Here is a 21,792-nt window from a genome sequence, read left to right as displayed (position 1 = left end):
TCAAACCTGTTCGACCGGCTCGGTTTGCCGGTCGCGCAGGGCACGCAAGGTCGCGCGCAGCTCGGCCGGGCGTACCGGTTTGGACAGGATGGCAATTTGGCGGTCGTGCAAGGCCGCCTGTATTTTCTCGATGTCATGCCCGGTGATGATCATTGCCGGCACCGCAAAACCCCGCTGGCGTCGCACATCGTCGATGCATTCGATGCCGGTTGAATGTGTGCCCAGATCGTAATCGGCGACGATGATGTCGCAGTCCGTAAGCAGATCCTGCCCGCTCAATTCCCCCTGCACCACACAGCCCCAGCGCTCCAGCAGCGCCGAGGTCGCCAGCAACACGTTGCGGTCATCCTCCACCAGACACACCTTCAACCCGGTCAACAGGCCGGCCTGCCGCACATCGTCACGATTGGCCGACAATTGCGGCGCCGCAGCCAACGCCAAGCCATGCAAGGTGACCGACGTGCCGCGCCCCAGCTGCGAGCGCAACGCGACATCGATACCGATCAACTGCCCCAGACGCTTGACGATCGACAGCCCGAGACCGACGCCTTCCACGTCCTTGTCGCGCACCTGGCGCACCCGATAAAACTCCTCGAACACCTTGGGCAGATGCTCTTGGGCAATGCCGTTGCCACGGTCATGAATCACGATGGCCAGCCCGTCGCCACGCTTGCGCACGCCGATCAGCACCGGCCGTTGCGCGCCGTATTTGAAGCAATTGGAAAGCACGTTCTGCACCATGGTCGCGAGCAACGCCGGATCGCTCTGCACCCAATGCTGGCAAGGGCGCAGGCGCAACTCCACGCCGGCCCAGCGCGCGGCTTCGGCGTTCTGCCGGACGAGGTCGGCGAGCCACTCGCCCAGATTGAACACCTGCAACCTGGGCAGGACTCGCCCGTTGTCGAGGGTGTAGAGATCAAGAATCGAGCGAAACAACTGCGAAACGTTGAGCAGCGAACGGTCGATATTGTCGACCAGTTGCCGCTCCTGCTCGCCCAACCGCGACTCGCGCAGGCACGCCGTGAACAGACCGATGGAGTGAATCGGCTGGCGCAGGTCATGGCTGGCCTGGGCGAGAAACCGCGACTTTTCCAGATTGGCTGCAACCGCCTCTTCAGACGCCTTGCGCGTGCGCTCCAGCAGCAAGTGCGCATAGAACGGGATCACCGTGCTGGTGAGCATCAGCATCAGCACCATGTACGGTTGCGCCCGCCACACCGGCGTCAACCGGTACACCGCCAGTAGTGCCACCAGCGCCAACCCCGTGGCAATCGCAAGATAGCGCGAGCCATAGCGCATGCCATTGCCCAGATTGACCCAGATGATCACCGCGTACAGCGGCAACGCCGCTTCACCGCCGAGCACCAGGCCGAAACAGGTGCCGGTGTAATCGTGGACCATGCCGAAAATCCGCCGCGCCGGGTAATGCCCGGGCCAGCGCGCGATGGCCTGGCGCAAGACAATCGACGCCAGCAAAAACAGCGCGATGTACACCACCACCGGCAGATAGGTATCGAAGCGCTGACCCGGCAGGATACCGAGCACGCTGATGTAAACCATGGCAATGCTGGCGATGATGATCCGCAGATTGGCCTGATCCAGCTCGGTATTTTTCTCGAACTTCATGGGCAACGTCCTTGTGCGACAGTCATCAGATTCAGCACCCGGCGACAGGCAAACGTCGCTTGCGGTGCTAAGGTGCATGCCGTGAATAACGCCTGATCCAGGGAGGGTCACGCCATGCCATGCCGAATCATCATAGCCGACGATCATCCGTTGTTTCGCGAGGCCATGCGGCGCACCGTCCAGCGACTGCTGCCCGAGGCGACTATCGAGGAGGCCGGTGACCTCGACGCCGTGCTGGCCTTGCTGCCCGAGGGCAACGAGCCGGACACACTGATTCTCGACCTGCGCTTTCCCGGCCTGACCTGCGTCAGCCAACTCGCCGAGCTACGCCGAAAACTGCCGCGCACCACACTGATCGTGGTGTCGATGGTCGACGACGAGGCGTTGATCGGCGAAGTGATGGCGGCGGGCATCGACGGTTTCATCGGCAAGAACATCGCCCCGGATGAGATCGGCCAGGCGATTCTGGCGATCCGCGAAGGCGAAGTGCTGGTCAGGTTCGCCCCCTCCGGCCTTCTGCCGCTGGAGACCGGCGCCGCGCTTACCCCGCGCCAGCAAGAGGTACTGAAGCTGATCGCTCAGGGCAAGACCAACAAGGAAATCGCCCGGGAGCTGGACATCTCGCCGTTCACCGTGCGCATCCATGTGTCGTCGTTGCTGCGCACCCTGAATGTGCCGTCGCGGGCCGCAGCGGCAGTGAAATATTCCGGGCGCCTGTAAAAAGCGTTTCAGACGCTGCTGCAGTTACCCGTGGCCTGCCGATACTGGCGTGGCGTAAACCCGGTCGACGCCTTGAACTGTCGGGTGAACGCGCTGTGATCGGTATAACCGCACTGCAGCGCCACTTCGGTGATCGGCAGTTCGCCATGCAACAGGCGATGGGCATGCTCGAGGCGCACTTTCTGGATCATCTGGCGCGGCGTCAGGTGGAACACCCGCTTGCAGTAACGCTCCAGTTGCGCCACTGAAATGGCGGCGATGCGCGTCAGTTCGCCGAGGCTGACCCGGCGATTGAAATTCGCCCGGATGTATTCATCCACCGCTGCCAGACGCTGATATGCAGGGTGAGTTTCGCTGGCGGTTTGCAGATCGACGGAAATCCCCGCCAGACCAATGATCCGATTGTTGCGGTCGTACAGCGGCCGCTTGTGAGTCAGGCACCAGCCCGGCTCGCGGCTGCCGTACAGGTGCAGCTCAAGCTGATCCTCCAGCACCAGCCCCTCTTCCAGCACCCGCCGATCCTGTTCGGTATAACCGGGGCCCAACTGCGCCGGAAATACCTGCGCGCTGGTCTTGCCCAGCAACGGTCGCAGGTCTTTCAGACCACAGCGTTGCACCAGCGTCTGGTTGGCCATGACATACCGCGCCTGCAGATCCTTGATGAAGATCGCCGCATTCGGAATCGCATCGAGCATCGGCAACAGCAGCGCCATGCCGGCGAGCAGATCGTCGAGGCTTTGCGGACGGTTCGCCTCGTTCTGCTGGCTCAGGATCGCAAACGCATTCTGCGTCATGACTGTCACTCCCCACTGTGGGCATTGGCTTGCGCGCAGATTGCCCGATGGCCGACAGCCTGTCGAGCCGGGCCTTTGCCGTGGGCAATTGTGCTGATTTCGTCATCGTCGCCGACAAAAAACATCAATCGCGCCGCGCCTGATGAGTTCACTGTAGCGCCACTGCACGCCCCTCCAACAACCAACAAGAAGGCGACGCTATGACAGGCCAAGGCAAGTTCAAGAAACAACTTTCACTGATAGACCTCACGTTCATCGGGCTGGGGGCGATCTTCGGTTCAGGCTGGTTGTTCGCCGCCAGTCATGTGTCGGCCATCGCCGGCCCGGCGGGGATTTTCTCGTGGCTACTAGGCGGTTTCGCTGTGTTGCTGCTGGGCATCGTCTACTGCGAACTGGGCGCTGCGTTGCCCCGCGCCGGCGGCGTGGTGCGCTACCCGGTTTACTCCCACGGCCCGCTGCTCGGTTACCTGATGGGCTTCATCACGCTGATCGCGTTTTCCAGTCTGGTGGCGATCGAAGTGGTCGCCTCGCGGCAATATGCGGCGGCATGGTTTCCCGAGTTGACCAAGGCCGGTTCCAGCGACCCGACCGTGCTTGGCTGGTTCGTGCAGTTCGGGCTGTTGTGCCTGTTTTTCCTGCTCAATTATCGCAGCGTGAAAACCTTCGCCATGGCCAACAATCTGGTCAGCGTGTTCAAGTTCATCGTGCCGCTGCTGGTGATCGGCGTGCTGTTCACCTTCTTCAAACCGGCGAATTTCCAGGTACAGGGTTTTGCGCCGTTCGGCCTGTCCGGCATCGAAATGGCGGTGTCGGCCGGCGGGGTGATCTTTGCTTATCTAGGCCTGACGCCGATCATTTCCGTGGCCAGTGAAGTGAAGAATCCGCAACGCACAATTCCCATTGCGCTGATCCTTTCGGTGCTGCTCTCCACGGCGATCTATGTGCTGCTGCAAACCGCGTTCCTCGGCGGCATCCCGACGGAAATGCTCGCCAATGGCTGGGCCGGCGTCGCCAAGGAACTGGCCCTGCCGTATCGCGACATCGCGTTGGCACTGGGCGTCGGCTGGCTGGCGTATCTGGTGGTGGCCGATGCGGTGATCTCGCCCAGCGGTTGCGGCAACATCTACATGAACGCCACGCCGCGAGTGATCTACGGCTGGGCGCAGACCGGAACCTTCTTCAAGGTCTTCACCCGCATCGATGAGAAGTCCGGCATCCCGCGCCCGGCGCTGTGGCTGACCTTTGGCCTGTCGGTGTTCTGGACCCTGCCGTTCCCGTCGTGGGAAGCGCTGATCAACGTGGTCTCCGCCGCACTGGTATTGAGCTACGCCGTGGCCCCGGTGTCGGTGGCCGCACTGCGCCGCAGCGCGCCGGGCATGCCGCGTCCGTTCCGGGTCAAGGGCATGAGCGTGCTCGGACCGCTGTCGTTCATCATCGCTGCGCTGATCGTCTACTGGTCGGGCTGGGGCACCGTGTCGTGGTTGCTCGGCCTGCAAATCCTGATGTTCGTCATCTACCTGCTGTGCGGGCGCATGGTGCCGACCGCGCACCTCAATCTGGGCCAGCAAGTGCGTTCTTCGGCGTGGCTGATCGGCTTCTACGCGGTGACCATCGTCCTCTCCAAACTCGGCAGTTTTGGCGGTATCGGCGTGCTCAGCCATCCGTTCGACACCGTGATCGTCGCCGTCTGCGCACTGGGCATCTACTACTGGGGCGCCGCCACCGGCGTACCGGCGCACCTGATTCGTCTGGAAAACGAGGACGACGAAAGCGAAGCCGCCGAACCCGTCACCCCTACGGCAACGGGCCAGCGCCCTGCTCACGCCTGACTTTCACTCAAGGGACGACCCCATGAAACGACTGCACATCATCGATTCCCATACCGGCGGCGAACCCACGCGTCTGGTGATGAAAGGCTTCCCCGATCTGCCCGGCAACAACATGGCCGAGAAGCGCGATGCCTTGCGCGAGGGCCACGATCAATGGCGCCGCGCCTGTCTGCTCGAACCGCGTGGCAACGACGTGCTGGTCGGCGCGCTGTACTGCGAGCCGGTCTCGCCGGATGCCACCTGCGGGGTGATTTTCTTCAACAACGCCGGTTACCTCGGCATGTGCGGCCACGGCACGATCGGCCTGGTGAACTCGTTGCATTACCTTGGCCGCATCGAACCGGGCGTGCACAAGATCGACACCCCGGTCGGCCCGGTCAGCGCCACGTTGCGCGAGGACGGCGCGGTGACTTTGGGCAACGTCCCGGCCTGGCGCTATCGCAAACAGGTGCCGGTGGACGTGCCCGGCTACGGTCGCGTGTTCGGTGATATCGCCTGGGGCGGCAATTGGTTTTTCCTGGTTTCCGAACACGGCCAGGACCTGCAGATGAGCAACGTCGAAACCCTCACCGAGTACACCTGGGCGATGCTCAAGGCTCTTGAGGCCCAAGGCATCCACGGCGAGGACGGCGCGCTGATCGATCACGTCGAACTGTTCGCCGACGACGCCAACGCCGACAGCCGCAACTTCGTCATGTGCCCCGGCAAAGCCTACGACCGCTCGCCGTGCGGCACCGGCACCAGCGCCAAACTCGCCTGCCTGGCTGCCGACGGCAAACTCGCCGAAGGTCAGGTCTGGACGCAAGCGAGCATCACCGGTAGCCAGTTCGAAGGGCGCTTCGAATGGCACGGCGAGCGCGTACGCCCGTTCATTACCGGCCGCGCCTACATGACCGCCGACGCCACCCTGCTGATCGACGAGCAGGATCCTTTCGCGTGGGGCATCTGAGCCCCGCTTTTCTACCGATCCGAATGAATGTCCCGAGGAGCTACAACAATGAGCGATAACATCTTCACTGGCTGCATTCCGGCCCTGATGACCCCGTGCACCGCCGAGCGCAAACCCGACTTCGACGCTCTGGTCGCCAAGGGCCGCGAGCTGATCGATATCGGCATGAGCGCGGTGGTTTACTGCGGCTCGATGGGTGACTGGCCGCTGCTGACCGAGGCCGAGCGTCAGGAAGGCGTGGCGCGTCTGGTGGCCGCTGGCGTACCGACCATCGTCGGCACCGGCGCGGTCAACAGCCGTGAAGCGGTGTCCCACGCCGCCCACGCCGCGAAAGTCGGTGCCCATGGCCTGATGGTGATTCCGCGCGTGCTGTCCCGTGGCGCTTCGGCCACCGCACAAAAAGCCCACTTCGCCGCCATCCTCCAGGCCGCGCCCAATCTGCCGGCGGTGATCTACAACAGCCCTTACTACGGCTTTGCCACCCGCGCCGATCTGTTTTTCGAACTGCGCCGCGAGTACCCGAACCTGATCGGCTTCAAGGAGTTCGGTGGCGGCGCCGACTTGCGCTACGCCGCCGAAAACATCACCTCGCAGGACGATGCCGTGATCCTGATGGTCGGTGTCGATACGCAAGTGGTGCACGGCTTCGTCAACTGCAACGCCACCGGTGCGATCACCGGCATCGGCAACGCCCTGCCCCGCGAAGTCCTGCAACTGGTGGCGCTGAGCAAGCAAGCGGCCAAGGGTGACGCCAAGGCCCGGCGTCAGGCTCGAGAACTGGAAGCGGCGCTGGCGGTGCTGTCGTCGTTCGATGAAGGCTGCGATCTGGTGCTGTATTACAAGCACCTGATGGTGCTCAACGGCGACCGCGAATACGCCCTGCATTTCAATGAAACCGATGCCCTGAGCGATGCCCAGCGCCGTTACGCCGAGACCCAGTACGCGCTGTTCCGCCAGTGGTACAAAAACTGGGCCGCCGAACAGAACCTCGTCTGACCCAGTGTCCCGATCGTGCCCGTCGTGCCCTTGCGCGACGGGCCCTTCTCTCAATCAGGAAACTCTATGACTCTGACAGGCAACATGCTGATCGGTCAGCAATCCATCACCGGTAGTCGCGAAGCGATCCGGGCGATCAATCCCGCCACTGGCCTGGCGCTTGAACCCGCGTATCCCGGTGCCAGCGGCCAACAGGTCGAACAAGCCTGCGCACTGGCCTGGGACGCAGTCGATCACTACCGCGAAACCTCGCTGGCTGCCCGCAGTGAGTTGCTCGAAACCATCGCTGACGAAATCGAAGCCCTCGGCGACTCGCTGATCGAGCGCGCCACGCAGGAAACCGGCCTGCCCCGCGCACGCCTCCAAGGCGAGCGCGGACGTACCTGCCAGCAACTGCGCACCTTCGCCCGCACCGTGCGCGCCGGCGAGTGGCTGGACGTGCGGGTCGATACCGCACAACCACAGCGTCAGCCTTTGCCACGCGCGGATCTGCGCCAACGGCACATTGCGCTGGGGCCGGTCGCGGTGTTTGGTGCGAGCAATTTCCCGCTGGCCTTCTCTGTCGCCGGCGGTGACACCGCATCGGCCCTGGCTGCCGGCTGCCCGGTGGTGGTCAAGGCCCACAGCGCACACCCAGGCACCAGTGAGTTGGTGGGCCGCGCCGTTGCGCGGGCGGTAGAAAAATGCGGTTTGCCGGAAGGCGTGTTTTCGCTGGTGTTCGGTTCAGGCCATGAAACCGGTATTGCACTGGTCAGCGATCCGCGCATCAAAGCGGTCGGCTTCACCGGATCGCGCAGCGGCGGTCTTGCCTTGTGCCATGCTGCGCAAGCACGGCCCGAACCGATTCCGGTCTACGCGGAAATGAGTTCGATAAACCCGGTTTTGCTGTTCCCGGCTGCGCTTGCAGCGCGAAGTGCGGCGCTGGCGCAAGGTTTCGTCGCCTCGCTGACCCAGGGTGCGGGCCAGTTCTGCACCAATCCCGGATTGGTCATCGCACGGCAAGGGCCGGCACTGGACAGCTTTATCGCAGCGGCGGCTGAACCCCTGCGCGCCAGCGCGGCGCAGACCATGCTGACACCGGGAATCCACAGCGCCTACGAGTCCGGCGTCGCGGCGTTGCGTGACAACCCGCGTGTCCAGGTGCTGGCCAGTGGGCTTGCGGCTGAAGGCCCGAATCAGTGCCAGGCGCAGTTGTTCGCTACCCACGCACAGGATTTCCTCGAAGATCCGCGTTTGCACGGCGAGCTGTTCGGCGCGGCATCACTGATCGTGCAATGCGCCAGCGATGCGCAGATTCGCCAGATCATTGAACATCTGGAAGGCCAACTGACCGTCACCCTGCATCTGGATGATGAGGACATCGCCAGTGCACGAGCGCTGTTGCCGAGCCTTGAGCGTAAGGCCGGACGCTTGCTGGTCAATGGCTGGCCGACCGGCGTGGAAGTCTGTGATGCCATGGTGCACGGCGGGCCGTTCCCGGCGACGTCCGACACCCGCAGCACCTCGGTCGGCACCGCGGCGATCCAGCGTTTTCTGCGACCGGTGTGCTATCAGGACTTCCCCGACGCGCTGCTGCCGCAAGCACTGCGCCAGCAAAACCCGTTGATGCTGCGGCGTCTGCTCGACGGCCAGCGGGAAGCCTAGGTCATGTTGAACCACTTACCGCTGGACAGCGTTCATGACCATGCCGATATCGCCGTGGTCGGTGCCGGCATCATCGGTGTCGCCTGTGCCCTGCAACTGGCCCGCCAAGGTTTGCGCGTCACTGTCATCGATGGTCAGGAGCCGGGACACGGCGCCTCGTTCGGCAATGCCGGACACTTGGCGACCGAGCAGGTTTTTCCCATCGCCGACCTGACGATCCTCAAGCGTCTGCCGGCGATGCTGATGGACCCGATGGGTCCGTTGCGCCTGGACTGGAAATACCTGCCCCGCGCCCTGCCCTGGTTCGCGCGCCTGCTGCTGAACCTGCGCCCGGCGCCCTTCAGCCGCACGGTGGCGGGCATCCGCGCCCTCAACGAAAGCAGCCTCGGGGCCTGGCAACGGTTGCTTGGCAACATTGGTCAGCCCGATCTGCTCAAGGAAGACGGCTCGCTGCTGGTGTACGAGCGCGTCGAATCGCGCCAGGCCATCGAAGCGCTGCAACAACGCATGCGCCGACAAGGCGTGCCGGTGGATTTCTGGACTGCCGAAGCCATTCAGGCGACGGCACCGCAACTGAGCGAAAGGATTCAGGGCGGGCTGTTTTTCCCGGCCACCGGGCATTTTCTCGATCCATACCGCGTGGTCGGCGAACTGGTTAAAGCGGCCAAAGCCTGTGGCGTACGGTTTCTCAAACAACATGTGCAGGACGCACATCTGCACGAGCACGGCGCCGCATTGATCACCGCACAAGGACGATTCACCGCCCGGCAAGTGCTGATCGCCTGCGGCGCACATTCCGCCAGGCTCACGGCCGCCCTGACCGGCAAACACGTGCCGCTGGACACCGAGCGTGGCTACCACCTCATGCTGCCCCACGAACACGATCGACTGCCGTTCGCCGTGACCTCGCTGGAGCGCAAATTCATCATGACCCCCATGGCCGACGGCCTGCGCCTGGCCGGCACCGTTGAATTCGCAGGCCTTGAACGCCCGGCCAACATGGAACGTGCCTGGCAGCTGCATCGGTTGAGCCAAGGCCTGTTCCGCCAGGATCTGAAGGCAGACGCGGCAACACCGTGGATGGGCTTTCGCCCGTCGCTGCCCGATTCGCTGCCGATCATCGATCAGGTGTGCGATGGGCGTGTGTTGCTTGCGTTCGGGCATCAGCATCTGGGGCTGACGCAGGCGGCGGTAACGGCGGAACTGATCGGGCGGATGACGATGCCGGCGAAGGAGCGGTCCGGGGCCGGGTTGCCGGGGGTTGAGGCCTATCGGTTGGGGCGTTTTTAAGGAGCGCACCGCGGCAACTGCCGATACGCCTCCACCAGTTGCGCAAGCGTAAACCCGCGGTTGCGGCCACTCGGGTTGGGCAATACCCACACTTGCGCCCCGCCGAACGTCTGTGGCTGCAACCCCCACATCAGCGTCTTCTGCCCGGACAATGCGGCATACGCCGCTTTGCCCAGGAACGCGACAGCACGGGGTGCATGGCGTTTGATCTTCTGTTCGAATGCCGTGGCTGCCGCAGCAAATTCCTCTGATGACAGCTGATCGGCCCGGGCCGTTGGTCGCTGCACCACCGTCGTCAAGCCGCAACCGTATTGCAGGATTGAGCCATCCGCCTGCGGCGTCAGTTCATGGGGCGTCAATCCCGCCAGATACAACGTGCGCCAGAAGCGATTGCCGCGCCCGGCAAAGTGATGCCCCTGCTGCGCGGCGAGCAAACCCGGGTTGATCCCGCAGAACACCACCGACAGCCCCGGCGCCAGAATGTCTTCAAGCCCTTCACCCGCCATCATTCGCCCCTCGCTCGCAAACCATTGCAACACTACCCACGGCTGACTCTAGAATGGCAACCCCATCCACAGAGCCAACAACAACGATGGACGTCATTCAGACCCTGCGCTACTTCGTCGCCGTGGCCCAGAGCGGCAGCTTCACCGCTGCGGCCGATGTGCTCGACACCACCACGACCAACGTGTCCAAAGCCGTCTCCAGTCTCGAAGCCCGGCTGCACACGCGCCTGATCAACCGCACCACCCGCCGCCTCGCCCTGACCGAAGCCGGCGTGCGGTATCTGCAGCGCTGTGAAAAAATCCTCGATGACCTGCGCGAAGCCGATGAAGAAGCCGGCACCGCGCAGACTCTGCCGGTCGGGCGCCTGAAGATCCACGCCATGGCCGCCATCGGCAACCACTACGTGATCAACGCCATCGCGCGCTACCGCGAGATTCACCCCACGGTGATGTTCGACCTGACCCTGAGCAATCGCCTGCCGGACCTGCTCGAAGAAGGCTACGACATGTCCATCGTCCTCGCCCGCGACCTGCCCGATTCCGGTTTCGTCGCGCAACGTTTGGGCAGCACCTACAGCATCCTCTGCGCTTCGCCGTCGTACCTCGCCAAACGCGGCCACCCGGCCACACCCGCCGACCTCGCCGCCCATGACTGCCTGCGCATCGTCAACACGGTGATGCCCGCAGAAAACTGGGTGTTCGAAGGGCCGCAAGGCATGGAAACGCAGAACATCCCCGATTCGCCCTTCCACATCAACACCGCCGACGGCATGGCGACCGCAATCAGAAATGGCATGGGCATCGGCATTCAGCCGCTGGCATCAGCCGTGGAAGGATTGGTGGGAGGAACACTGGTGCGGGTACTGCCGCAGTACCGCCTGGAGGAATACAACCTGTTCGCGATCTACCCGTCGCGCAAGTTCGTCGACGCCAAAATCAAGACCTGGGTGGAGTTCCTGAAAACCGCCATCCCGCAACTGCTGGCGTCCGATGAAGAACTGGCCGGTGCCAGAGAATTTGCCAATGCTTAGTGCCGCAAGCCCGGAGTGTCGACCCTCCAGTGCCTGCACCGGCATCAACCGTTGGAACAACCGCTGCCCATCACCTGGTATTGCACGACGTGCCGCGCACCGGTCGAGTCGTCATAAGTCATCTGCACCGGCACCGCGCCGCACTGATTAGCCGCGTCGGAGATCGACACCACGTGGGCGATGTCTGCTTGAGCGGCGGCGTTGTAGGCCTCCACTTGCGCGGTTTCATCCGCCGCAAACGCCTGCGCGCCGATACCGCCGAGGACCAGAAGAAGAGCGATTCTTGAAAATTTCATGATGTTCACCGTCTTGTGGGGAACCGTGTTGGGTCACGGGTTGCAGACGATGTTAGGGGTTCAGGCGCACGGCAAAAATCGGTCGGCTGGACAAACACTGTGTCCAGAATGGTGATGAATAAGACCAGACACCGCGGGTGCCCTTTTCGCGAGCAGGCTCACTCCTACAGGTTTGGTGCGCGCCACAACATTCGTGAGCACTGCAAAAACCACTGTAGGAGTGAGCCTGCTCGCGATAGCGTCAGCCCAGTCACCGAAAAGCCCGAAGCTGGCGCAAGCTCAAGAACCGCCCCGCCATGGTCGTTGTCAGCCACCAACAGGCAAACCACTCATATCAGGCCGTTATCACCCCCACATTTGGGGCTACAAGCGCCCGCGCATTTGCCTACAAATCTTGCGGAAGTGGCTGGCTTGTGCGCTTTCCGAAGCCGCTCTATCTTTCTCCTCGCATTGCCGTCGACCAATCTGCTCCCATCCCGCCCAAGGCAGTAAGCCGTCCTGAACATTCAGGATGTGCCAAACCCTTGGGCGTTTTGCTGTCCGAAATGCACTCCGCTCAACCAGACAAAAAAACCTGTGGTGAGAGAATTGAGCGAAACATCGCACCGTCCTGATGGGCCGCGACCGGCCCCAAACCCCAAACTCAGCTACTCCAGCCCAAGTCCCGCACGCCCCAGCGAATTCAGACTCTCCACAGGAAAACGCTCCATCCACGAGCGCTCATAATCCTCACGCGGAAAATCATCCGGCGAAGCGCCCTGCTCGAACGCTCTGAACACATCCTGCGCATAACGTAGATTCTTCGGACACATCGGCGCCGCCGGCACGTACATCACGTTGCCCCAGCCCTGCTGGTTCTGCACCGGCGCGACGCTATGGATCACATCGCAATGCCACCACACCGAATCGCCGGCCTGCACATCCGGAATCGGACTCAGCCCCTCGACCAACAGCGGATGCCAGTGCCGCGACACCGGCAGCACCTTGCCCGGCGCCACCCCGCACAACTCGTCTTCGGGTACGTCGTCGAGCAGCGGCCGCAGCAGCAGGTAGGCCATCGCTTTGGGGATCGGCACGGTGTGCAGCACGCCTTGATCGGCCTTCATGTCCGACAGCGCGGTCCAACCCTGAAACGTGCGAAACGCCGAGCACTTGACCGTGTCCTTGTAGGCGTATTCATCCACCTCGGTACGAAACGCCGCATCCCACGGGTCGTAGGCCGCAAAGTCGTTGCTATAGATGCTGTCGAAGACTTTCAGATACGCCGGGTGCAGCCAGCGCTCCAGCGCCCCGGAATCGGTATGCGGGCCAAGGCCTTTCGAGTGAGTGCCCGGCGGACGCCGACGCACCCGATCCGGGTACAGCGCATTGATGTCCGGGTTGAACCAGTCCTGGCCGTGGGAATGAGTCTTCCACAATCGATTGAGAAACGCCTGCGCCGTGCCCATCCGCTGATCCTGGCGCAGTTGCATTTGCGACGCCGACCAGTAGATCGGAAAGATCTCCGGTCGCGACGCCTCAAGATTGCCGAAAAACTGATCGACCGGCCCGCGATACAGCGCATCGAACCGGTTCTTGTCGAAGTAATCCAGCAACCCCTGGTCCCATTGCATCACCTGCTCACGAGGGAAGTGATTGCGGATCACCACGCAGCCGCGACGCTTGATCAACGCCAACTGCTCGGCAGTCACTCTGCCACCGGCGATGTCGGCAAACTCCAGCACTGGCCAACCCGAACCCGTCCGCGCCTCCTGCGCCTTGATCGACGCAATCTCGCCGGCAATAAACTCACTGACCTCGGCGAACAGTCCCTGCACATCGCCGATCTGCGCGCGCAAGGTGCGTTTCATTTTGACGATGTTGTCGCGGTAATTGTCCGGAAGCGTTGCGCTCTCGAATGCCTGGTATTTGCTCATCGGAAACCTGCAGACCTTGTTGTTGGTGCAGGTATGGGACCACTTCCTATGGAGGCGGCGGCAGCCTGATTTGCCGCGTCGAGCAATACGATTGTGGCGTTGTAGCGGCGCGCCGCTTACTGAAAGTGATGACCGTGCTGACGACGAAACTCCGAAGGCGTCAGCCCCTTCAACGCCTTGAACTGGCGATTGAACAGCGCCAGCGACGAATACCCCACTTCCTCGGCAATCAGCGAAACCGTCGAGTGCCCTTGCATCAATAGCGCACAGGCATGTCCGACTCTCAGACGCACGATGTAGTCCAGCGCCGTGCAACGCGTATGACGGCGGAACATCCGATGGAATGCCGACACACTGACACACGCCATCTCGGCCAACACCGGAATGCTGATGGCCTGGGTGTAGTGACCGTGAACGTAATCGAGAACCCGATGGATACGCGGGTCTTCAACAGTCTGACTGCCAACCGGCGAGTCCGGCGCCGACAGGATTCGCCTGGCATCGACGTCCCGCGTCAGTTGGTTCAACACCATCAGCAACGCGATCAAACGCTCGGACGGCTCCTGCTCGACCATCGCCTCGACAAGCGGCCGTACCTCCCGCGACGCCGCCGCACTGAAACTCAACGCCTGCCGCGCCGCCGCGAGCAATTGCCGCAGCGACCCCATTTCCGGGAACAGTGTCACCAGCGACTCCGCCCACGCCGCCGAAAACCAGATCACCAGCGCCACATGCGGTTGCCGGGCATCGACCCGCTCCGCCGACGACCAACTATGCGGCACATTCGGCCCGACCAGAATCAGATCGCCGTCATCGTAAGGCTCGACGTCATTGCCGATGTAGCGATGGCCACGGCTGTTCAACGTCAGCGTCAGCTCGTACTCGGGATGGTGATGCCACTCAAACGGAATCGCCTCCGGCAAACGCCGGTTCAGCAGCGTCCAGGAGGCAGTGGCTTCGGTGGGGATCTTTTCGAAACTGGGTTTCATGGTGACCGATTCTGCTCTGTGGCGTGGCAGGTACGCGACGATCGTATCACCGCAATAGAAACCCTCAAGGCGCGAATGGGTCGAGAAAGAGCTGGCTGCTCTCAACGACTTCGAGCTGGACACACGCGCTTTTGATAGCTCGCGTTGCACCCAGTAATACTCGAAGAACGGAGCTTGCTGCGTTGGCGAGCAGTCAATGACCAACACAAAACCCTGTGGGAGCCAGCCTGCTGGCGATAGCGGAACATCAGGCGACGGAGGCAGCGCATGTGCCATCGCCACAACTGTCAGCCCTGCTGCGCATCAACCCGGCCATTCCAGATTATCCAGCGCCCGATTCACCGCCAACTCCCCAAGCATGATCAACTGCGCAATCCCCGCCAGCGCATGACGCTGGGACACCGGCAACAGGCTGGCGATGTTCTGTGCGAGGGTTTTGGCCGAAGCGAGTGTTTCACTGGCATCGACCAGCAGTTCTTCGGTTTTGTTGTCCGCCGTCACGGCATACATCCCGCGTTTTTTACGCGGAGGCGGCGTGGAACCGGGCGGACAGAGGTAATGGTCGAGCGCGCGGTCGGCGGCTTCGTGGAGTTTTCTGGAATCGATGGATTCGTAGGGGGAGATTGGGTCGGTTTCGGGCGGGTTCGGTGTTGGTTTTTTCATGGTGAAGCTCCTTGAGAAAGGGAGCCGTCAGCCATCGCTGCTAAACGAAGAGGTGGCGGCTTTACGCGGGTTAGCAGACCAGGCTCAAGGATCCCGGCGCACCGAAGTGCCCCACGCAAAGCCACCATAACGTCATGGCGAAACCTGCGTGCCTTGAAAATTGGCGAGCTGCTAAACCCGATCACTGAACATTCAGCGACCGAACCACAATAGAACCCACCCCCAAGGCGCACAAGCCGGCGGATTCTGGCTTAGCTGTAGGCAATGGCGCAAGGATGTGTAGCCCGGGAGAGTGTCTGCAGATGTATTTTAAACGTTGGCGTTTAGCGACCGCCGTTTGACGAGCGCATCTTCTTCCTTGTCCAGCAACCACATCAATGATGCGGTGATGCCTAGGAATTCCATTTAGCGATAGAGGATCAAGAGATCACCGGGCGGGAAAGCGCTGAAGTCCGCATGCTGGACGTCTGCTCCTGACCAATTGCTGCCTGTCGCGTGGGCTGCAATCGGCCAATAGCGGTCTTCAGAAACCACGCTTTAACATGTTGAAATCGAGCCTGATTAACGATTAGGTTGTGCATTTTCAGGAAGCATTTTGAATGCCCGTTTTTGAAATTTTGCCACTGGAAGCAATCGGCCCCGCACGGCTTGGCGCTTCACGTACCGCAGCAAGGGAAGCAATGTCTCTGAGTGGATTCCAGCTTGAGCGATCCAATGGCCGCGTCGATTATTTCTGCGAATCTTCAATCCAGCTTGAGTACGGCCCTGGCGATGAAGTCCAGTTCATAGGAGTTTCCGGGAGTTCTCAACTCAACTTCACGTTTAGAGGGGTTGATGTTTTTGCTACATCTGCGGCTGAGTTGTTTTCACTGATGGCTGCCTCGGACGCCTCCGGCCCCCATGAATTCGACCGGTATGAATACTGCTTTCCGAACCAGATACTCACTCTTTGGGATGCGGATGAACAATATGACCGCCAAGGCGGAAAAGAACGTGAGGTGTGGGGCCAAGTCGGGATCGGCAATGATGCTTATGCAGCAGCCATCGCCATGAACACGGGCAAAAACGAGCTATGAGTATGAAGCATGAACTTTGGCTGGAGCCCGATGGTTGCCAGACTTTTTGCCTGGCAGGTATTCACGGCGATGATGCGCGCAATTTACTTTCAGCAAACTCCCGAATGATTTGGACAATTGAAGCTGACAGCCACTTCGAGGCGATGACCAAATACTATGCCTTCATGGAATGGGGTGAATACCAGACAGACTTTCCCGAGCATGACCAAATGTCCTACGCCGGGCTAGGATGGGATGAGTAAGGGGGCCAAGCAATAGGACGTGAAAAATGGGGACCGACAAACGGGGAAAAAGGAGACGGATTTATTTTCGAAGGGTGGCGGCCATACGAAGGTTGGTAGACCGGTGACTTGGAGAACCGGCGCGCCCGAAGACGCCCTGCGCATGGCCACCATCAATACACAGCCAAAAAGGCCTGTATCAGGTGACGCTATGCGCCAAGTCTAAGCCGGGCTACCAAACCCGATCACTGATTCGTCGGTGACCGAAATACAATAGAACCCGCCTACAAGACGCACAAGCCGGCGGATTCTGGCGTAGCTGTAGGCAATGACGCAAGGTTGTGTAGCCTGAGAGAGTGTCTGGAGATGTATTTTAAACGTTGGCGTTTATCGACCCTCATCTGTCACCTACCCCCTAAGGCAGATCCCTACCAAAACTGGGTCCGCTTTCTTAAAAATGAATTCGTTCCCATTCACCCATCAGGTTTTCCATGTTCAACAGAAACGATTTTGATCAACTCCCCAAGGAAGAAATGACTTATTGGATTGCGCGCAGAGGTTGTCGCGGTCTCTATTACGTCACCTATCCAGCTGTCGCCTTTCAATATCCCGACTCTGAAGAGACCATTCGCATAACCCGCGCGCCCAAACAGCAAGGCGAAAACGGATTGAAATTCTGGCTTTATGCCGAATGCGTAGATTGGCACCCGGAAAGAGAAAGCTACTTCTCGGGCTACATTGCCGACGCCGGGTTTGAGGAAATTCCGGAAGCGGTTTTCAATCAGATAGTCGCGGACCAGGCACGGGACTTGATCGCTCCCCTCAAACAACCGCTGCATGAGCTGAACGGTTTCATCGGCGCGCTGTTGATGTATTCAATGAAGACGGAGTTCACCGTTTCACTGTTCGCGGAATGTGAAGATGAATACATCCATTTCTATTGGGACACGACATCCTGAGCTGTAGCCAAGGACCGAAAGCGGATCAGGTCGCACTCCAGAGTGTCGATAAGAAGTGGTATGAATTTGATTTCTCGACTCAAAGTGTCCGCTCTTTTCGATAGTGGACGCTTACCTAAGTCTGCTTTCGGCCAGTAGATGACGCTCGCGGTTTACCTCCGATCTTACGTATACAGTAATATCCGTCTGCACCGCCCAAGCTAGGAGTCGAGCTATCAACCATGAGGGATCAAGTGAATCTACAACTTGAAATTGAGAGGATCTTCGAGGGTAAAGCATTTGCCAGGCCACTTTTCTATTCTTATCCAGGAGGTCTGCGTTTTGCGCTCTCTGAAACTGGCGGAGTGATTGAGCAATTTCTAACAGCACTACGAAAATCAACAAGGATCTGCAGCGATATCTTCCTTGATGACGCAACGCTTGTTGCTTGTCTGCGCGTTCATTCTGGCAGCAACCGATTCGCTCATCGGCCCCTGATTCACGCTCTTCGATCTGCCGACATTAACATACCCACGGAATGCTCAATCTGGAGTGAGGATATAGATCCGCAGGAATGGTTTCGCGAAAGGGAGCCGGAGTATTGGATCAACATTGCGTTTGAAGCACCTGCTACTCAACTTCAAGCATTTCTTTGGTGTGCCTTGGCTAGGGACTTTTCCGCAATTCAGCCTAAACCCAACTGCGTTTTGTACCTCTTCAATTTGAAGAAACATGTCATGGTTTTCCCCTACGACGACAGAGGCATGGATGTGGTCGGCCCCAACAAAGATCTGCTTTTACAGCTGTATCGTCTGCATCATACATACCTGCTGGATTACGACCGACACACGATGGACACCACATTTTCAGGGCCTGCATGCTAGCCTCATTGCTTACGCTGGAGCTGAAACCGTGCCCACAGCCCAAATGGAAACCGTCTCCTTTGGGTCGAAAATGGTCTTCCATAAGCGTCTGCTTTTGGCCGAAAGCTGCCGCTCCCGAACGGCGGCTTTCGGCCAATAGCTGCCTGTCGGATCCGACTGAAATCGCCCCTTAGCTGCCGGTGAGCAACTAAAGAGTTCGGCCATTGAGGACGTGTGCGCTTCTCAAACGAAATCACACAAATCCACTTTGACCTTTGCCGAATTCTGTTCGCTTGCTAAAAGCCGTGTTGCCCGCAGATAGCGCCCTCCGTCTAAAACAAGCAATCCAACCGCAGTCCAGATTGGCATATATGTCAGCCACTGCTCAGCCTTGATCTGCTCGCCCAGGATCAATGCCACTGCGACCATCAGTATCGGCTCAACGTAACCCAGTAAGCCGAACAGGCTGAATGGTAGATGCTTCCCTGCAACGGTGTAGGACATGAATGCCGCCGAACTGATGACTGCCAACAGTGCAAGCAACAAATACAGATTTGTTACCTGAGTGAACACACCCGGCGTCGACCTATCCCCCAATGCAAAATAGGCGGCAACCGGTAGCGTGAGCAAAATGTCAAACCAGAGGCCGCCGAGACTCGCCGTAGAGAGCTTACGCCGCAACATGAAATACAGAGGAAAACCGAAGGCAACCAACAGCGTTGACCATGAGATTTTCCCCACTTGATAAAGCTCATTGAGCGCGCCTAGTCCAGCGCAAAGGGCGGCAATTTTTTGGATTGATGTTAGCTGGTCACCGTAGACAACCTTGCCGAGCATCAGCATTACAAGAGGCAGTAGGAAATAGCCAAGTGAAACATCAAGGCCATGCCCGTTGAGCGGTGCCCACATGAATAGCCATTGCTGTGTACCCAGCAGAGCGCTGCTCAAGCAAAGTCCGATGAGTAACTGCGGCTTCTGACTAAGGCGTTGCCAAACGGCCTTTACTTGGCACCATTCTCCGCTAATTATTAAAAAAGCGGTGATACAAGGCAGCATCAGCAGCATGCGCCAGCCAAAAATTTCCTCTCCATTGAGTGGGGAAAGCAAGGTTGCGTAGTAGTAAAGGGTGGCAAAAAGGCATGATGAAGTAATAGACAGAGCGACACCTTTGAACAAGGGGCCTCCATTTGTTTGAAGTGGGAATTAATCAGACGGTCAAATAGCCCATGGGGGCGCGGGGATAAATTTTGACTCGATCCATTGTTTGAAGGCTATTACTACGGCGCTGGGAAACTTAGCTGACGGCCTGACCAGGTAAACCCCTCCGGCGGTGTCCAGCTGCCAGTCCGGGAGAACATGAAGCAACTTTCCGGCCGCAATGTCATGACGCATCAACCATTCGCCAGCACCCAGTATTCCTGAATCAGCGCAAGCCGCGGCAAGTAATGATTCGCTGTCGTTGGCCGTCAGGTTTCCTTTTGGCGAGACGGTCTGAAATTCGCTGCCGCGATAAAGTCTCCACTGCGGAAAAGACGCAAGACCACTGAAGCGAAGGCAATTGTGCTCGATTAGATCGTGTGGGTTTTCAGGCATGCCGTGCTTTTCGATGTAAGCCGGCGAAGCACACAGAATCCGGCGATGGTCACTTAGTTGCATGGCTATTAGTCGGTTGTCTTCCAATTCTCCGATTCGGATCGCAACGTCAAATCCTTCGTCAATGATGTCGACCAGACGTTCGCTATAGTCTGCGAGAATCGAAACGTGCGGATGATCCCTGAGAAACTCCGGCAACATCGGGCCAAGCCAACGCCGTCCCATAGCTGCCGGCAGTGCGAGTCGCAATGTACCTCGAACTTCGCTGGCGCCTTCCGCCGCCTGCTGCTGCGCTTCATCCATCAGGCCTATGGCCGCGCGCAGACGCTCCTCAAGCTTGGCGCCTACTTGCGTAATTCGAACCTGCCGGGTTGAGCGCTCGACGAGACGGACACCGAGGCGCTTTTCCATCGCGGCCAGTCGTTTCGAGACGATGGTAGGGTGTCGCTGCAGAAGCCGGCCTGCAGCGACAAAGGAGCCTTGCGAGGCAACTGCCAGAAACGCAGCGATTTCGTCACTGTGCTGATTATTCAGAACGTCAAGATTCATGGTTTTAGAATGATAGCCCCTGATGACTGCCCCGACTCCAACGCTGTATGCGCCTGCGATGCATCTTTCAGAGCGTAGCTGGCCCAGATCCGGGGCTTGATAATACCCGCCCCTACAGCTGCCAACACATCCTGTGCCCGCTCTTGATACTCAGAGGCGCTGGCGGTGTGCGCTGCCAGCGATGGGCGTGTCAGGAACAGCGAACCTTTAGCGTTGAGCGTTGACAACTCCACAGCCGAGGGCGCACCTGACGAAGCCCCGAACGAGACCATCAGCCCGCGTGGCCGGAGGCTATCCAAAGACGCCTCGAAAGAAGCACGTCCGATTGGGTCGTAGACAACATCGACCTTTCTGCCTTGGGTAATACGACTGACCTCGGATGCCAGGCTGTTGGCGTCGAACACCAGAACTTCATCACAACCCGATGTCTGTGCTTTTTCGACACTGGCCTGTTTTGAAACCACACCGATCACTGTCGCCCCGAGGTGCTTGGCCCATGGCACCATGATCTCCCCCAATCCTCCCGCCACACCATAAATCAGGACAGTTGTGCCCTGAGCGACAGGATAGGTGGTTTTTAACAGATACTGCGCTGTGATGCCCTTGAACATGACAGCGGCGGCATCATCGAACGACAAGGCGTCTGGTATCTTCACCAGCCGTTCGGCCGGATAAAGTCGGGCCGACGCATATGAGCCAATTGGGCCGGTGGCATAAGCGACACGATCGCCAACGTGCACGTTGCTGACACCTTCACCAATGATGACGACCCGTCCGGCTCCCTCCAATCCGAGTCCGGATGGCAACGCAACAGGCACTAGGCCCTTGCGTTGAGTCACGTCGAGGAAGTTGACCCCAACGGCCTCCTGTTCAATCCAAACCTCGCCTGGCCCTGGCAATTGTTCACTCAGCGGTTCCAGGTTCAACACCTCAGGCGCGCCGAACTGGTTAAAGCGGATAGCGGATACCATGGTCGTTTCCTCCAGAGTCAGAAGCTGTTTCCAAACAGATGCCGCTAGTGTGAGAACTGATCCTCTAATGAACAAGATGGGCTGATTGCAGAACATTAATGCATAGATTGCAGCAATAACATCCTTGAATTAGGTGCTGCGTATAGCGATGAGGGACGAAGCAAAGCTGAAGGTACCGAGGTAGTCGCTACGTGTCCGCAACGAGTCGAAGCAATCGTTCACGAATGGCTGGTATTGGCAGAAAGCAGTCTTTTCCGAGCATCCGCTACTGACCGATAGCCGCCCCATCTCCAGTGACTCAATCTCCCGTCACAAACCTGTCACCCCCAACC

21 protein-coding genes are annotated in these 21,792 nt (G+C 59.6%); 11 read left to right on the top strand and 10 right to left on the bottom strand.

Annotation, left to right across the window (positions count from 1 at the left end):
• Window positions 1-1,626 carry a HAMP domain-containing sensor histidine kinase gene (locus tag DBR18_RS12610; protein WP_108590558.1) on the bottom strand — a complete coding sequence of 542 codons (1,626 nt, stop codon included), beginning with the start codon at window positions 1,624-1,626 and terminating at the stop codon, window positions 1-3.
• A 114-nt stretch (window positions 1,627-1,740) separates the two neighbouring features.
• On the opposite strand from DBR18_RS12610, the gene DBR18_RS12605 reads away from it, so the two are divergent.
• Window positions 1,741-2,346 carry a response regulator transcription factor gene (locus DBR18_RS12605; RefSeq protein WP_108590557.1) on the top strand — a complete coding sequence of 202 codons (606 nt, stop codon included), beginning with the start codon at window positions 1,741-1,743 and terminating at the stop codon, window positions 2,344-2,346.
• Window positions 2,347-2,354: 8 nt separating this feature from the next.
• On the opposite strand, the gene DBR18_RS12600 is transcribed toward DBR18_RS12605, so the two are convergent.
• A complete protein-coding gene (locus DBR18_RS12600; RefSeq protein ID WP_108590556.1) occupies window positions 2,355-3,140 on the bottom strand; it encodes an AraC family transcriptional regulator in 786 nt (261 codons plus the stop codon).
• Window positions 3,141-3,340: 200 nt separating this feature from the next.
• Here DBR18_RS12600 and DBR18_RS12595 point away from each other — a divergent pair, with 200 nt between their 5' ends.
• From DBR18_RS12595 to DBR18_RS12575, 5 genes are all read left to right on the top strand, one after another.
• Window positions 3,341-4,969, top strand: a complete 1,629-nt coding sequence (locus DBR18_RS12595) for an APC family permease (RefSeq protein WP_108590555.1) — start codon at window positions 3,341-3,343, stop codon at window positions 4,967-4,969.
• Window positions 4,970-4,991: 22 nt separating this feature from the next.
• On the top strand, window positions 4,992-5,918 hold the full coding sequence (locus DBR18_RS12590; protein ID WP_108590554.1) for a 4-hydroxyproline epimerase: 927 nt from the start codon (window positions 4,992-4,994) through the stop codon (window positions 5,916-5,918).
• Between the two features lie 48 nt (window positions 5,919-5,966).
• Window positions 5,967-6,914, top strand: a complete 948-nt coding sequence (locus DBR18_RS12585) for a dihydrodipicolinate synthase family protein (protein ID WP_108590553.1) — start codon at window positions 5,967-5,969, stop codon at window positions 6,912-6,914.
• A 66-nt stretch (window positions 6,915-6,980) separates the two neighbouring features.
• Window positions 6,981-8,558, top strand: coding sequence for an aldehyde dehydrogenase (NADP(+)) (locus tag DBR18_RS12580; protein WP_108590552.1), 1,578 nt, complete (start codon window positions 6,981-6,983; stop codon window positions 8,556-8,558).
• 3 nt (window positions 8,559-8,561) lie between these two features.
• Window positions 8,562-9,848 carry an FAD-binding oxidoreductase gene (locus tag DBR18_RS12575; RefSeq protein WP_108590551.1) on the top strand — a complete coding sequence of 429 codons (1,287 nt, stop codon included), beginning with the start codon at window positions 8,562-8,564 and terminating at the stop codon, window positions 9,846-9,848.
• Here the strand turns inward: DBR18_RS12575 and mug are convergent.
• Window positions 9,845-10,354, bottom strand: a complete 510-nt coding sequence (gene mug / locus DBR18_RS12570) for a G/U mismatch-specific DNA glycosylase (RefSeq protein WP_108590601.1) — start codon at window positions 10,352-10,354, stop codon at window positions 9,845-9,847. The genes DBR18_RS12575 and mug overlap by 4 nt on opposite strands.
• Window positions 10,355-10,440: 86 nt before the next feature.
• Here mug and DBR18_RS12565 point away from each other — a divergent pair, with 86 nt between their 5' ends.
• Complete coding sequence (locus tag DBR18_RS12565; RefSeq protein WP_108590550.1) at window positions 10,441-11,385, top strand: LysR family transcriptional regulator; 945 nt, start codon at window positions 10,441-10,443, stop codon at window positions 11,383-11,385.
• A 44-nt stretch (window positions 11,386-11,429) separates the two neighbouring features.
• Here the strand turns inward: DBR18_RS12565 and DBR18_RS12560 are convergent, their stop codons facing one another.
• The 4 genes from DBR18_RS12560 to DBR18_RS12545 form a co-directional block, all read right to left on the bottom strand.
• Entirely contained in the window at window positions 11,430-11,681 is a 252-nt protein-coding gene (locus DBR18_RS12560) for a DUF2790 domain-containing protein (RefSeq protein ID WP_108590549.1), read from the bottom strand.
• A gap of 647 nt (window positions 11,682-12,328) precedes the next feature.
• Window positions 12,329-13,597, bottom strand: a complete 1,269-nt coding sequence (locus DBR18_RS12555; protein WP_108590548.1) for a YbiU family protein — start codon at window positions 13,595-13,597, stop codon at window positions 12,329-12,331.
• A 116-nt stretch (window positions 13,598-13,713) separates the two neighbouring features.
• Window positions 13,714-14,586 (bottom strand): AraC family transcriptional regulator, encoded by an 873-nt coding sequence (locus DBR18_RS12550; RefSeq protein ID WP_108590547.1) that lies wholly within the window; start codon window positions 14,584-14,586, stop codon window positions 13,714-13,716.
• A 303-nt stretch (window positions 14,587-14,889) separates the two neighbouring features.
• Window positions 14,890-15,249, bottom strand: a complete 360-nt coding sequence (locus DBR18_RS12545) for a DUF6124 family protein (RefSeq protein ID WP_108590546.1) — start codon at window positions 15,247-15,249, stop codon at window positions 14,890-14,892.
• Between the two features lie 599 nt (window positions 15,250-15,848).
• Here DBR18_RS12545 and DBR18_RS12540 point away from each other — a divergent pair.
• The 4 genes from DBR18_RS12540 (at window position 15,849) to DBR18_RS12525 (ending at window position 18,368) form a co-directional block, all read left to right on the top strand.
• Window positions 15,849-16,325 carry a hypothetical protein gene (locus tag DBR18_RS12540; RefSeq protein WP_108590545.1) on the top strand — a complete coding sequence of 159 codons (477 nt, stop codon included), beginning with the start codon at window positions 15,849-15,851 and terminating at the stop codon, window positions 16,323-16,325.
• A gap of 2 nt (window positions 16,326-16,327) precedes the next feature.
• Entirely contained in the window at window positions 16,328-16,567 is a 240-nt protein-coding gene (locus tag DBR18_RS12535) for a hypothetical protein (RefSeq protein ID WP_108590544.1), read from the top strand.
• Between the two features lie 470 nt (window positions 16,568-17,037).
• Window positions 17,038-17,505, top strand: a complete 468-nt coding sequence (locus tag DBR18_RS12530; RefSeq protein ID WP_108590543.1) for a hypothetical protein — start codon at window positions 17,038-17,040, stop codon at window positions 17,503-17,505.
• A 233-nt stretch (window positions 17,506-17,738) separates the two neighbouring features.
• Window positions 17,739-18,368 carry a DUF3885 domain-containing protein gene (locus DBR18_RS12525; protein ID WP_108590600.1) on the top strand — a complete coding sequence of 210 codons (630 nt, stop codon included), beginning with the start codon at window positions 17,739-17,741 and terminating at the stop codon, window positions 18,366-18,368.
• A 222-nt stretch (window positions 18,369-18,590) separates the two neighbouring features.
• On the opposite strand, the gene rarD is transcribed toward DBR18_RS12525, so the two are convergent.
• From rarD to DBR18_RS12510, 3 genes are read right to left on the bottom strand one after another with little or no spacing between them, the layout of a single operon-like run.
• Entirely contained in the window at window positions 18,591-19,523 is a 933-nt protein-coding gene (rarD, locus tag DBR18_RS12520; RefSeq protein ID WP_108590542.1) for an EamA family transporter RarD, read from the bottom strand.
• Window positions 19,524-19,562: 39 nt separating this feature from the next.
• Window positions 19,563-20,489, bottom strand: coding sequence for a LysR family transcriptional regulator (locus tag DBR18_RS12515; RefSeq protein ID WP_108590541.1), 927 nt, complete (start codon window positions 20,487-20,489; stop codon window positions 19,563-19,565).
• On the bottom strand, window positions 20,486-21,460 hold the full coding sequence (locus DBR18_RS12510; protein WP_108590599.1) for a quinone oxidoreductase: 975 nt from the start codon (window positions 21,458-21,460) through the stop codon (window positions 20,486-20,488). Before DBR18_RS12510 ends, DBR18_RS12515 begins: the two co-directional genes overlap by 4 nt.
• Window positions 21,461-21,792: the final 332 nt, after the last annotated feature.

Source organism: Pseudomonas sp. HMWF021, assembly GCF_003061005.1.
In the GTDB taxonomy this organism is placed as follows: Bacteria; Pseudomonadota; Gammaproteobacteria; order Pseudomonadales; family Pseudomonadaceae; genus Aquipseudomonas.
This window is presented reverse-complemented; position numbering and strand designations above follow the sequence as displayed.